The sequence below is a fragment of the Pseudomonas sp. NFACC13-1 genome (genome assembly GCF_900104425.1).
Lineage (GTDB): Bacteria > Pseudomonadota > Gammaproteobacteria > Pseudomonadales > Pseudomonadaceae > Aquipseudomonas > Aquipseudomonas fluorescens_AA.
On the sequence record NZ_FMXV01000023.1, the window covers coordinates 61,112 to 74,675 of the forward strand.

Genomic DNA, 13,564 nt, shown 5'->3' on the forward strand with positions numbered 1-13,564 from the left:
ACGCGGGGCTTTTTTTGCCTATCGCCCACACCCACCATGAAAGTTCCCATTGTGGGAGCGAGCTTGCTCGCGATAGCGGTGGTTCAGTTGGCGGTGATGTCGGATGCGCAGCCGCCATCGCGAGCGAGCTCGCTCCCACAGGGGGGCTCGGGTGGGTACAGGGTTCGTGTCGCCCCCGATTCCGGTGTGGGAGCCGAGCTTGCTCGCGATGGCGGTGGGTCAGTCAATATCGATATCGCTGATCCGACGCCATCGAGAGCAGGCTCGCTCCCACAGGTCCGCTACCGCTATGACAAGGTTTGACTCAAGCCGCCACCTGACCGAAGCTTGCGACATTTCACGCTTCTGGTAATGGATTCCCTGCATGCCCTCGCCTCGCCGTCGCTATCTACTCCTCAGCCTCTGTGTCCTGTTGTTGATCGGTCTTGTCGCGCTATGGCTACGCAGCACCACGCCGCAAATCCCCGAAGCGATCAAGCGCGGTTACAGTGAAGCCCTGGAAAGCGCCCGCAACGGACAGCCGGGAGCGGCACGCATGCTTTACCAGCAACTGGGGCGTCCGGACCTCTCGCCCAAGCGCCGTGTGTGGCTGCACGCCGAACTGCCCAACTACCCCAGCCCGCAAGCCCTGAAACTGGCCGACGCAGACCTGCACAACGAATCACCGGACGTGCGTCGGGCCGCCATCGGCAGCATCGTCGGGCTGGTTCCGACGGGCCAGCGCAGCCTCTTGCTCGGCCCACTCCTGGATGATGACGACCCCAATGTCCGGTTCGCTGCCGTGAATGCGCTGCTGGGTCTATCGCCGGATGACCTCGGTTTGTATTTCGGCGCGATGCAGATCGCCATCGATACCTGGGAGCAGGTGCTCGATGATGGTCCGAAAACCGCGGACGCCCACTACCAGCTCGCCCGGCTGCACCTGCACAACGCCGAATTGAAGAAAGCCCAATTGGCTCTCGAACAGGCCTTGCGCCTGCAACCGGACAATCTCCCGGCGCTGGTCATGCAGATCGAAGTGCTGGACAAACAAGGCCAGAGCGAAGCCGCACGGCAACTGCTTGCCCGACAGTTGCAAACCCAGCCAACGTCGGCTTATCTGCAACATGCGCTGGGCATGTGGCTGCTGCAACACGGCCAGAGCGAGTATGCGGTGCTCGGTCTGGCAAAAGCCGTGGAACTGGAACCCGAGAACCGGCATTACCGCTATGACCTGGCGACCACCCTGCATGCCGAACAGGAAGTGGAAGCGGCGCAGAAACAGTTGCAGGAAATCGTCCAGCGCTACCCTGCCGACCGCAAGGCACGGGTGTTGCTGATCAACTATTGGAAGGAAACCGGTCAGTTGCAGAACGTTCAAGTCCTGTTGGCGCAACTGGAACAGTTGAACCCCGATGACCCGGCGCTGCAACAGGGCCTGTAGGCATTCACTCAATTGCCTGCCGCCTCGCTTCGCTCGACAGCGCCTACAAAGTTTGTGCAGTACGCCGCGTTTTGTCGATTCAAGCGGAACCGCCATCACTGCCAAAGGTCAAGTGTTCAGGCAGTCGATTTCAGGCGTTACCCCGCCTGCTGCCCACTTCCCTAGTCATGAGAGGGCTATTTTTGTCTACATCTAACGAGTTGATCAGTGCAAAAGCCGCCACCGGCATCGAAGGACTGGATGATGTCCTTTCCGGTGGTTTGTCCCGCGGCCATGTGTTCCTGCTAGAGGGGGAACCCGGGACTGGTAAGACCACGGTCGCGTTGCATTTTCTGTTAGCCGGCGCCAAGGCTGGCGAGCGCTCGTTGTACATCACGCTATCGGAAACCGAGCGTGAACTGCGTCAGGGCGCGGCCTCCCACGGCTGGACGCTGGATGACAATATTCATATTTTCGAGCTGACCCCGCCCGAAAGCCTGCTCAATGCCGAGCACCAGCAGAGCCTGCTGTACTCCTCGGACCTGGAACTGGGTGAAGCGACGCGGCAGATTTTCGAAGTGGTCGAACGGGTCAAGCCGACCCGGGTCGTGCTCGACAGCCTGTCGGAAATCCGTCTGCTGGCGCAAAGCTCCCTGCGCTACCGGCGCCAGATCCTGGCGATCAAGCATTACTTTGTGCGCTACGACGCCACGGTCCTGTTGCTCGACGACCTGACCACCGAGTCCCTGGACAAGACCGTGCACAGCGTTGCCCACGGGGTGGTGCGCCTGGAAGAACTGACCCCCAACTACGGCGCCGAACGGCGGCGGATCCGGGTGGTCAAGTATCGCGGGCAGAAATACCGCGGCGGTTACCACGATTTCACCATCATGGGCGACGGCGTGCACGTCTTCCCGCGCCTGGTGGCCGCCGAGCACCGTGGGCAGTACCTGCGCCAGCAACTCTCCAGCGGCATCGGCGAAATGGATGCGCTGCTGGGCGGCGGTATCGAGACAGGGTCCAGTACCTTGATCCTGGGCCCGGCGGGTACCGGCAAGTCGCTGATCGCGCTGATTTTTGCCGCAGCCGCCGTGCATCGCGGCGAGAAAGCCGCACTGTTCATCTTCGATGAAGAGCTGGGCTTGCTGTTCGAGCGCATGAAAAACATCGGCATCGATCTGCAGGCCCTGCTGGAAACCGGCAACCTGCTGATCGAACAGGTCGACGCCGCCGAGTTGTCCCCCGGCGAGTTCTCCCACCGCGTACGCCGTTGCGTCGATGAGGGCAACATCAAGACCGTGGTCATCGACAGTATCAACGGCTATCAGGCGGCGATGCCGGAAGAGAACGCCCTGGTGCTGCACATGCATGAATTGCTGCTCTATCTCAACCGCAAGGGCGCGGCGACCTTCATGACCGTCGCCCAGCACGGCCTGGTCGGCGACATGCAGGCGCCTGTGGACATTACTTATTTGGCCGACACGGTGATTCTGTTGCGTTATTTCGAAGCACTGGGCAAGGTTCGCCGGGCGATCTCCATCATCAAGAAACGCACCGGCAGCCACGAGTCGACCATCCGCGAATACCGCATCAGCCGCCAGGGCATGACCATCGGCGAGCCACTGGAGGCGTTCCAAGGTGTCTTGCGCGGAGTCCCCACCTACATGGGCGAGAGCAACCCGCTGCTCAAGGATGAACACCGGTGACGCCGGCCGAGCCCCTGTCCGAGCGGGCGCTGATCCTCGCGCCGCTGGGACGGGACAGCCAGATCGCCTTGATGATTCTCAATGAGGCCGGTTTTGCCGGCCTCATCTGCCGCCACCTGGGCCATTTGTGCGAAGAGTTGGAAAGCGGTGCCGGCCTGCTGGTGATTTCTTCGGAGGCCTTGGTCGGGCCCGACCTGGAAACGCTGTTCCAGCAAATCGAACAGCAGCCGGCCTGGTCCGACCTGCCCATTGTCTTGCTGACCCATCACGGCGGGCCGGAACAGAACCCGGCGGCCCGTATCGGTACGCAATTGGGTAACGTGACCTTTCTCGAGCGCCCTTTCCATCCTGTGACCCTGATCAGCCTGGTAACCACCGCCCTGCGGGGGCGTCGAAGGCAGTACGAAGCCCGCGACCGCCTGATCGACCTCAGCAACAGCGAACTGCGCTTGCAGACTACCCTTGAAACCCTCGAGCAGCAGGTAGAAGAACGTACCGCCCAGTTGCGCCACAACGAAGAGGCCCTGCGCCAGTCGCAAAAAATGGAAGCGGTCGGACAGTTGACCGGCGGTATCGCCCACGACTTCAACAACATGCTCACCGGGATCATCGGCAGCCTCGAACTGCTGCGTCGGCGCCTGGCCCGCGGCCGTACCGAGGACCTGGACAGCCTGATCGACCTGGGCGTGACCTCGGCCAACCGCGCCGCTGGCCTGACCCATCGCCTGCTGGCTTTTTCCCGACGGCAATCGCTGGATTCCAAGGCCGTCCAGATGAATACGCTGGTGCTGTCCATGGGCGAGCTGCTGCAACGCAGCCTCAACGAAAGCATTCACCTGGACATGCGATTGGACGAACAGCTCTGGGTCGCCGAGGCCGACCCCAACCAACTGGAAAGCGCCCTGCTCAACCTGGTGCTCAATGCCCGGGATGCCATGCCCAACGGTGGAAACCTGGTGGTACAGACCTGCAACCGACACCTGGACGCCGACTTCACCGATGCCTACACCAACCTGGAGCCCGGCGACTATGTGGTGCTGAGCGTGCAGGACACCGGTTGTGGCATGCCCGAAGCGGTGATCGGCCGCGCTTTCGACCCGTTTTTCACCACCAAGCCGATCGGCCAGGGCACCGGGCTGGGCCTGTCGATGATCTATGGCTTCAGCAAGCAGTCGCGTGGCCACGTGACCATCGACAGCGAAGTCGACAAAGGCACCACCGTGAACCTGTACCTGCCGCGCTTCCGCGGTGAAGAAGTCCACGAACCCCAGGTCACCACCCAGCACGCCGCCCATGCGCAGGACGGCGAAACCGTGCTGATCGTCGAGGACGATCCGGCGGTGCGGGTGTTGGTGAGCGCGGTGTTGAGCGAACTGGGTTATGCCTTTGTGGAAGCGGCTGACGCCAATGGCGCGGTCCCGATCCTCCAGTCAGGCCAACGCATCGACCTGCTGATCAGCGACGTAGGCCTGCCCGGCATGAATGGTCGGCAACTGGCGGAAATCGGCAGGCAGGTGCGTCCGGACCTGCGGGTGCTGTTCATCACCGGCTACGCCGAGCATGCGGCGGTACGTGGCGGCTTCCTTGACCCTGGGATGCAGATGATCACCAAACCGTTCACGTTTGATCTGTTGACGGCCAAGGTACGGGAGATGATTAAGGTTTGAGGCGATGGGCAGGCATTGTGGCGAGCCCGCTGGCTCCCGCAAGCGGGCGCGGTAGCAGCTGTCGAGCGGAGCGAGGCTGCGATCTTTCCCCAGACACTTGAATCTCCAGCGAAAGATCAAAAGATCGCAGGCTTCGCCAGCTCCTACATAGCCCAGCGGGAGCAAGCTCCCTCGCCGCAGCGTTTTGCCTGATCTGCCGGGACATGCCCCCTCACCCGGCCTACTACGACAACATCGACTGCATGATGCGCTGTAACTCATCCAAGTCGAACGGCTTATCCAGGATCGGGGCCTTGCGGGTGATGGGGCTATCGGTATCGCGCACTTCCTGTGCGTAGCCACTGATGAAGATGACCTTCAGTTCAGGTCGCAACTTGACCGCAGGCTCGGCGATCTGTACGCCGGAAATACCGCCCGGCAGGCGAAAGTCGGTAATCATCATGTCCAGATGCGGCTTGCTCGCCAGGATCTCGAACGCCTGGTCACCGTTTTCGGCCTGCAACACCCGGTATCCCTCGCCCGACAGGTAGGCCGACAGCACCATCAGGATCGACGGGTCATCCTCGACGATCAATACAACATCTTGCGCATCTTCACTCATGAGAAGCCTTTGTTCGATCAATAGCTGCTGATACGACCTTAGGGTCTCTCAGAGGTTGCGTCTGTTCGGCGGTTTTGTCTAAGACAGTTTTCTGCAAGGGCAGGCAAACCCGAAACAACGACCCTTCATGGAGACGACTGTCGACCGTGATCGTCCCGCCATGGGCCGTGACAATCTGCTCGGAAATGAACAGCCCCAGCCCCAGCCCTGAAGCGGCCGCCTTGGACGATACGCGCTCGAACTGCTGGAAGATACGTTTCTGGTTCTCCTCGCTGATGCCGATGCCGTGGTCCCGGACCTCGACGCAGGCATGCTCGGGCGTCTTGTAGACACGCACTTCGATCGGGTTCTTGCCACCGTAGCGCAGCGCATTGGTCAACAGGTTCGACACCACTTGTTCGATGCGAAACTCATCCCACAGCCCTTCCACCACCGGCTCGGCCAGGCAGGTCAATGAGCACTCGGCGATGGCAAACTGCGGCTGGAAGTTGCGCAGCAGATTTTCCACCAGTGCCGTCAAATTGAAGCGGGTCGGACGGATCGACAGCTTGCCGGTACGAATCCGCGACACATCCAGCATGTCCTCGATCAGCCGGATCAGGCTCTTGATCTGGCGCTCGTCACGCTCGACCATCGCCCGCACCTTGTCCAGGCTGAAGGCCGCGGCATTGTCCCGGGCCAGGTGCATCTTGCGCAGTTGGGTCTCGAGAATCAGGCCATTGAGGGGGGTGCGCACCTCGTGGGCGACAATGGACATGAAGTCGTCGCGCATACGCACCGCTTGCTCCAGCTCGCCACGGGTGGCCTCCAGTTGCTGCAACAGGACCTCCTGCTCCCGCCGGCTCTGCTCGAGGGCCACGACTTGTTCCTTTATGGCCTTTCGCTGGCGATACAGCTCGACGAACACATTGACCTTGCTCTTGACGGCCTGGGTGTCCAGCGGCTTGTGCAGGAAGTCCACCGCGCCGGTTTCATAACCGGTGAAGGCGTAGTTGCGCTCACGACCGGCGGCGCTGACGAAAATGATCGGGATGCTGCGGGTCTTCTCCGTGCCGCGCATCAGCTCGGCAAGGCCGAAGCCGTTCATATCGGGCATCTGCACATCGATGATGGCCAGGGCAAAGTCGTGTTGCAGCAGCAGGGACAGTGCTTCGTCCGCCGACAAGGCCTTGAAGACCTCGCGGTCGGGGCCCCTGATCAGCGCTTCCAGGGCCAACAGATTCTCAGGCAGATCGTCGACGATCAGCAGTTTGGCTTGAACATCTCTTGGCATGTGGTTCATTCCAGCCCGGCCAGTAATTGGCCGATGCCTTGCAAAGTAAGGATATGGTCGGGCTCATGCAGGGCCAGCGCCGCTTCGGGCATGGTGGCGACCTGGGCTTCAGCGGGGTCCTGGACCACGGTGATTCCGCCCAGCGCCCTGACCTTCGCCAGGCCCCGGGCGCCATCGCTATTGGCGCCGGTCAACACCACGGCCAGCAACTTCTCGCCGTAGACATCGGCGGCCGACTCGAACAGCACGTCGATGGACGGTCGCGAATGATGTACGGGTTCCTCCAGGCTCAACGACAGGCAACGGTCGGCCTCGACCGACAGGTGATAGCCGGGCGTGGCGACGTACAAGGTGCCCGGTGCGATGTCCTGCTTGTCCCGGGCTTCCTCTACCGGCACCGCCAGGCGATGGCCGAGCACGGAGGCCAGTTGGCTGTCGCGCTCATCCGGCAAATGCAGTACCGCCAGGATGGGCAGGCCGAAACCTTGGCGCAGGTGTCCGAATACCCTGAGCAACGCTTCGACGCCGCCGGCCGATGCACCGACGACAATGGCCTCGATGGGCGGGTTGGATCTGTCCTTCGTCTGGTTCATAGCTTGCGATAGATCCGTTCCTGTTTGACCAACGGCTCGAATCGATGACCGTAAGCCGAAAAATCCAAGGTCTCCTTGCTGCCCAATACCAGGAAACCACGGTGGCAAAGGGACTCATGGAACAGTCCAAACGCACGATCTTGCAGTTTTTTATTGAAGTATATCAATACATTACGGCATGAAATTAATTGTGTTTCTGAAAAAACACTGTCGGTCGCCAGGCTGTGATCGGCAAAGGTCACGTTCTCGCACAGGCTTTTATCGAACATCGCATAATCGTAGGCGGCGGTGTAGTAATCGGCAAACGATCGCCGTCCTCCAGCGCTCTGGTAGTTCTGCGTATAGGTGCGCACGTTTTCCAGGGAGAAAATACCCTGTTTGGCTTTTTCCAACGAGCGCGGATTGATATCGGTGGCGTAGATCAATGTGCGGTCCAGCAGGCCTTCTTCTCGCAGCAGGATCGCCATGGAGTAGACCTCCTCCCCCGTGCTGCAACCGGCGATCCAGATCTTGATCGAAGGGTACGTCCTGAGCAGCGGCACGACTTCCTCGCGGATCGCCAGGAAATGCGAAGGGTCGCGAAACATTTCGCTGACGGGGATCGTCAGCAGTTGCAGCAACTGCATGAATGCACCCGGGTCGTGCAGCACGCGCTCCTGCAAGGCCGAGATGGTCTTGCACTCGAACTGGCTCAACGCATGGTGGACCCGGCGCTTGATGGAGGCGCCGGAATAATCGCGAAAATCGTAGCTGTACTTGAGGTAAATCGCTTCGATCAACAAACGAAGTTCAATGTCAGTGTCACGTTCCACTAAATTCTTTCCATATTCGGCAACCACACGCGAATCAGCGAGAACAGACGATCCAGATCGATCGGCTTGGCCAGGTAGTCATTGGAACCCGCCGCCAGGCAGCGTTCCTGATCGTCCTTCATGGCCTTGGCCGTCACGGCGATGATAGGCAGCTTGCGCCAGCGCGGATCCTTGCGGATCAGCGTGGTGGCTTCGAAACCGTCCATCTCCGGCATCATCACATCCATCAGCACCAGGTCGATGTCGTCGAATTCATTCAGGCGATCGATCGCCTCCAAGCCATTACGGCCAATGACCACGATCGCCCCCTTCGCCTCCAGGGCGCTGGTCAGGGCAAAGATGTTGCGTACATCGTCGTCCACCAACAGCACCTTGCGGCCTTCGAACACCTTGTCGCGGCTGCGGGCGGTCTTGAGCATCCGCTGTCGTTCATGGGACAACCGGGATTCGACTTTGTGCAGAAAGAGTGTCACCTCGTCCAGCAGGCGCTCTGGCGAACGGGCGCCCTTGATGATGATCGAGCGTGAATATTTGCGCAGTTCGGCTTCTTCGTCCCGTGTCAGGTTGCGCCCGGTGTAGACGATCACCGGAGGAAAGGAACAGATGTCTTCGCTGGACATGCGCTTGAGCAGGTCATTGCCGAGCATGTCCGGCAACTTCAGGTCGATGATCATGCAGTCGTAGACATTGGTCCGCAGCAGGTCCAGGGCCTGCTGGGCCAAGCCAACGGCGGTGATCTCTATGTCATCGTCGCCGATCAGGCGGGTAATACTGTCGCGCTGCAGATCATCGTCTTCCACCAGCAGCACCCGCTTGACCTTCTGGGTCAGCTTGGCCTCCAGGCGGGCGAACACGTCCTTGAGTTCTTCACGGGTGGTCGGCTTGACGGCATAGCCGATGGCGCCCATGTGCATGGCGGCTTCGACACGGTCTTCGACGGAAATCACGTGCACCGGGATGTGCCGGGTTTCGGCCTGCTCCTTGAGTCGCTGCAACACCGTCAGCCCGGAATGGTCCGGCAGGCGCATGTCCAGCAGGATCGCGTCGGGAGCCAGTTGCAAAGCCAGGTCGAAGCCTTCGTCGGCACCGTGGGCCACCAGGCACTGGTAACCGAGCTCGTGAGCGAGGTCGAACAGAATCCGGGCGAACTTGGGCTCGTCCTCGATCACCAGGATGCACCGGGTGTCGAACGGCGCCTTGTCGCGGTCGTCGGCGAACCGCGCAATCGACGTGTCCACGTCAGCGACCAGCGGCGCCGGTGCGGCTTTGGGCGCGACAGGCGCCGGCGCGGTGGCCGTCGGGGTGAAGGTCATCGGCGTTATCGGCGTGTCACCGGGTTCGACATAACGCTCAGGCATTACCAGCGTAAACACACTGCCCTGCCCCGGCTCGCTGGAGACCGAAATCGAGCCGCCCAGCAACATGGCCAGGTCCCGGGAAATCGACAATCCCAGGCCAGTGCCACCGTAGCGACGGTTGGTGGTGCCATCGGCCTGGCGGAACGCTTCGAAAATGCTTTGCTGTTGATCGACGGCGATGCCGATCCCGGAGTCCCGTACGATGAACGCGATGCCCGAGCCTGGCTGGCCGGCCACGGACAGGCTGACGGAACCTTGCTCGGTGAATTTCACGGCGTTGGACAGCAGGTTCTTGATCACCTGCTCCAGGCGCTGGCGGTCGGTGTAGAGCATCGCCGGCGCATCGGGCAGCACCTGGACCTCGAAATTCAGGCCCTTGTCAGCAGCCAACGGCTTGAACATATCCTGCAACCCTTCCACCAGGCGCTGCACGCTGGTGTTTTCCGGACGCACTTCCAGCTTTCCGGCCTCGACCTTGGAGATGTCGAGAATGTCGTTGATCAGGTTCAGCAGGTCGTTGCCGGCGGAGTAGATCGACTCGGCAAACTTGACCTGCTCCTCGCTGAGGTTGTGCTGCGGGTTCTCCGCCAGCAGCTTGGACAGGATCAGCGAGCTGTTGAGCGGCGTGCGCAACTCGTGGGACATATTGGCCAGGAACTCGGACTTGTACTTGCTCGAGCGCTGCAGCTCTTCGGCGCGCTCCTGCAACTGGATCTGGGCCAGGTTCAATTCGCTGTTCTTCTGGTCCATGGCGTCGCGCTGCTCGGCCAATTGCTCGTTGGTCTGCTCCAGTTCCTGTTGCTGGGCTTCCAGGTGGACCTGGGATTCCTTGAGGATGCGCGACTGTTCTTCCAGCTCTTCGTTGGCGGTCTTGAGTTCTTCCTGCTGGACTTGCAGCTCTTCGTTCAACTGCTGGGTTTCGGCCAGTACTTCCTGCAGACGCTGGCGATAACGGGCGGCTTCGATGGAGGTGCCGATATTGCCGGCGATCAGCTCCAGCAACTCGATGTCACGCTCGGTCAGTGGCCGCAGGAAACCCAGTTCGATGACACCGTTGATCCGGTCATCGTCACTGGTGGGCACCACCAGCACGCTGTTGGGCAGGCCTTGCCCCAATCCGGAGCTGACTTTCAGGTAATCGTCCGGTACGTCGTCCAGACGGATAAGACGCCCTTGCTGCGCGGCCTGGCCAACGATGCCTTCGCCGGCGACGATCACCTGCTGTTGTTCTTCATCCTCCCGTGACAGGCCGTAGGTGGCGACACGCCTCAAGACACCACTTTCTTCCCGCGCATAAAGCGCAGCGACAGCGACGCCCAGGTATTTCGCACAGAACTGCAGGATATTGCGGCCCAACAGGTTCAGCGACAGTTGTCCCAGGACCTGCTCGGCCAGTTGCGTCTGGCCGCTTCGCAGCCAGGCCTGCTTCTCCAAGTGCAAAGCGCTGCGTTGCTGGACTTTCAGGCTGGCGCTGTAGCTTTTGGACAGACTCAACAGATCCCGGCGACCGACGTAGGCCAGGAGCCCGCTGACCGCTGCGACGAACAACAGGTAAAGGACAATGCTCCAGACGGTCGTGGTGCGCACATCCTGGTTGCGCGCCGCACGCAATTGTTGCTCGGTCTCGACGACTTCTTCGAAGGACTGACGGATTTCGTCGGTCAGGCGCTTGCCGCGCCCGGCCTTCAACGCCCCCCGGTAATCGCCGCTGCTGCGTTGCAGGTCGATCATGCTTTGGGCGTAATTGGCCCACTCCGTCTGGAGCGCTTGGATCTTGTGCAGACGGTCGGTCTGGACGGGGTTGTCGGCTGTCAATTCCAGCAATGTGTCCAACGCCACGGCAATCCTTGGCTTGGCCACCTCATAGGGGTCGAGGAAGTGCTCGTCACCACTCAACAGGAAACCGCGCATGCCGGTTTCCAGGTCCACACTCAGCTTGAACGCTTCGTTGGCGTTATTGATCACCCTGTCGGTATGGCCGACCCACTGGATCACCGACAGCAGGTACGTGATGAGGATGATGAAAAACACCGCGCTGAGGGCGCCCATGCCCAACGGCAGGCTGATATTGCGGCTCAGGAGCTTGCGAAAGCTTTGCTCGTCGACCGAAGACGAAGGAGTCATGGAAAGGGGCCTTGGTGGACAGTTGAAATCGGTGGAGTTTGCCCGAAAAACCGCGCTTGGATCCACATTTTCTGACAAAGTCAAAGAAGCAAATCCCACGACAATCCGTCTTGTAGCAGGGAAGCGACTATCCTTGTCAGCTCTTGTACTATAGATCCTTTCTTGTACAACCCAGGGAACTTGTGCCGCCTTGGCACTTACTCATGAATGAGGCCATTTTTTTTCGTGCCCCTCCCGCTCCCATCTTTCGAGAATGTCGACTATGCCCACCACCCCTGCCGCCACCCAGCCCACCATCCTGGTAGTCGAAGACGATGACATCGTGCGGATGTTGATCGTCGACGTGCTGGAGGAACTGGAGTACCAGGTGCTGGAGGCGGACGGTTGTGAGCAGGCGCTGAGTTTTTTGCGCGACCACCAACAGGACATCGCCCTGATGATGACCGACGTCGGCCTGCCGGTAATGGACGGACGCGAATTGGCCAAGCAGGCTCGACTCGAGCGGCCACAGCTGCCGGTGCTGTTTGCCAGCGGATATGCCGAAAGCATTGATGTGCCTGAAGGCATGTCGGTGATCGGCAAACCCTTCTCCATCGATCAATTACGGGACAAGGTCAAAAGCATTCTTGCTTGAGCCGGATCGTATTCTTGGTCACTATCGGCGCCCCCGCGCGCCGATGGCGCCTGATTCGCTCCGAGGAACCCCCTGCCCATGCATCACCCCACTGCCACCAAAGTCCTGGTTATCGGCTATGTCTGGCCCGAGCCGCGCTCATCGGCTGCCAGTGGGCACGTCATGCAGATCCTCGACACCTTCCTCGGCCAAGGCTGGGACATCACCTTCAGCAGCCCGGCCGGCCCGGGCGAGCAGCGCGCCGACCTGGTCGCGCTGGGTATCCGCGAAGTGCCCATCGAACTCAATAACAGCAGCTTCGACGCGTTCATCCAGACACTTGCGCCGGACATCGTGCTGTTCGACCAGTTCATGATGGAAGAACAGTTCGGCTGGCGCGTCGAAAAGCACTGCCCCGGCGCCCTGCGGGTGCTGGAAACCTCCGACCTGCAAAGCCTGCGTCACGCCCGGCATCAACGTCTGAAAGAGCGCCTGAAGCGCGATGAGGCGAGCGAGGACTTCAGCGACCTCTTCGCCCCGGCCCTGGGCGAGGAATTCCAACGGATGGCCGACACCGACCTGGCCAAGCGGGAAATCGCCGCCCTGTACCGCTGCGACCTCAACCTGATGGTGTCCGAGGTTGAAATCGAACTGCTGGTGGAGCACTTCAAACTGCCCCGCAACCTGCTGCACTGGTGCCCGTTGATGCTGGACCTGCCCGGTGAACCGTCGGTACCGTTCGAGGACCGGGCGCATTTCCTGAGTATCGGCAACTTTCGCCACGCGCCGAACTGGGACGCCGTGCTCTGGATGAAAAACGCCATCTGGCCGCTGATCCGCCAGCAATTGCCCGGCGCGCAACTGCACCTGTACGGCGCCTATACCCCGCCCAAAGCCGCCGCACTGCACAATCCGGCCCAGGGCTTTCACATCATGAACTGGGCCGAGGACGCCTTGCAGGTCATGTCGGCGGCGCGCATCTGCCTGGCGCCGTTGCGTTTCGGCGCCGGGATCAAGGGCAAGCTGATCGACGCCATGCTCTGCGGCACCCCAAACGTCACCACGCCCGTGGGAGCCGAAGCCATGCATGGCGACATGCCCTGGCCCGGATCGATTGCCCAGAGCGCCGAAGGCATCGCCGGCGCGGCGGTACAGTTGTATAGCGACCAGGCGCGCTGGACCCAGGCCCAGCACGCAGGCCTGGCGCTGCTGGCGAGCCGCTACCGGCAACAGGTGCATGGGCCGGCGCTGATCGACAGCATCAACGCCTGCCGAGCGGACCTGGCACAACGACGCCGGGACAATTTCACCGGTAGCATGCTGCGTCACCACCAGCACAAAAGCACCCAATACATGTCCCAATGGATCGAAGAAAAAAACCGCAACGGTTAGACACCAGGGTGGCACCTGCCTGG

At 60.9% G+C, this 13,564-nt stretch carries 10 protein-coding genes; 5 read left to right on the forward strand and 5 right to left on the reverse strand.

Annotation, left to right across the window (positions count from 1 at the left end; translation table 11 throughout):
* The first annotated feature begins 364 nt into the window (after positions 1 to 364).
* From BLQ55_RS23810 to BLQ55_RS23820, 3 genes are all read left to right on the forward strand, one after another.
* On the forward strand, positions 365 to 1,423 hold the full coding sequence (locus BLQ55_RS23810) for a tetratricopeptide repeat protein (protein WP_092257518.1): 1,059 nt from the start codon (positions 365 to 367) through the stop codon (positions 1,421 to 1,423).
* A gap of 182 nt (positions 1,424 to 1,605) precedes the next feature.
* Positions 1,606 to 3,108 carry an ATPase domain-containing protein gene (locus tag BLQ55_RS23815; RefSeq protein WP_092200833.1) on the forward strand — a complete coding sequence of 501 codons (1,503 nt, stop codon included), beginning with the start codon at positions 1,606 to 1,608 and terminating at the stop codon, positions 3,106 to 3,108.
* Complete coding sequence (locus BLQ55_RS23820) at positions 3,105 to 4,775, forward strand: response regulator (protein WP_092257521.1); 1,671 nt, start codon at positions 3,105 to 3,107, stop codon at positions 4,773 to 4,775. The genes BLQ55_RS23815 and BLQ55_RS23820 overlap by 4 nt, the downstream gene beginning before the upstream one ends.
* A 223-nt stretch (positions 4,776 to 4,998) precedes the next feature.
* Here BLQ55_RS23820 and BLQ55_RS23825 read toward each other — a convergent pair whose 3' ends face one another.
* The 5 genes from BLQ55_RS23825 to BLQ55_RS23845 are packed head-to-tail and all read right to left on the reverse strand — an operon-like array spanning position 4,999 to position 11,536.
* Positions 4,999 to 5,376, reverse strand: a complete 378-nt coding sequence (locus BLQ55_RS23825; protein ID WP_060742522.1) for a response regulator — start codon at positions 5,374 to 5,376, stop codon at positions 4,999 to 5,001.
* Positions 5,369 to 6,649, reverse strand: coding sequence for a hybrid sensor histidine kinase/response regulator (locus BLQ55_RS23830; RefSeq protein ID WP_092257524.1), 1,281 nt, complete (start codon positions 6,647 to 6,649; stop codon positions 5,369 to 5,371). Before BLQ55_RS23830 ends, BLQ55_RS23825 begins: the two co-directional genes overlap by 8 nt.
* 5 nt (positions 6,650 to 6,654) lie before the next feature.
* Positions 6,655 to 7,242: a chemotaxis protein CheB gene (locus BLQ55_RS23835; RefSeq protein ID WP_092200824.1), complete on the reverse strand. Its 588-nt coding sequence runs from the start codon at positions 7,240 to 7,242 to the stop codon at positions 6,655 to 6,657.
* Positions 7,239 to 8,054: a CheR family methyltransferase gene (locus BLQ55_RS23840; protein ID WP_092200821.1), complete on the reverse strand. Its 816-nt coding sequence runs from the start codon at positions 8,052 to 8,054 to the stop codon at positions 7,239 to 7,241. The genes BLQ55_RS23835 and BLQ55_RS23840 overlap by 4 nt, the downstream gene beginning before the upstream one ends.
* Positions 8,054 to 11,536 carry a response regulator gene (locus tag BLQ55_RS23845; protein ID WP_092257527.1) on the reverse strand — a complete coding sequence of 1,161 codons (3,483 nt, stop codon included), beginning with the start codon at positions 11,534 to 11,536 and terminating at the stop codon, positions 8,054 to 8,056. The genes BLQ55_RS23840 and BLQ55_RS23845 overlap by 1 nt, the downstream gene beginning before the upstream one ends.
* Positions 11,537 to 11,789: 253 nt before the next feature.
* On the opposite strand from BLQ55_RS23845, the gene BLQ55_RS23850 reads away from it, so the two are divergent.
* Complete coding sequence (locus BLQ55_RS23850; RefSeq protein WP_081015440.1) at positions 11,790 to 12,170, forward strand: response regulator; 381 nt, start codon at positions 11,790 to 11,792, stop codon at positions 12,168 to 12,170.
* 78 nt (positions 12,171 to 12,248) lie between these two features.
* Entirely contained in the window at positions 12,249 to 13,541 is a 1,293-nt protein-coding gene (locus tag BLQ55_RS23855) for a glycosyltransferase (RefSeq protein WP_092200815.1), read from the forward strand.
* Positions 13,542 to 13,564: the final 23 nt, after the last annotated feature.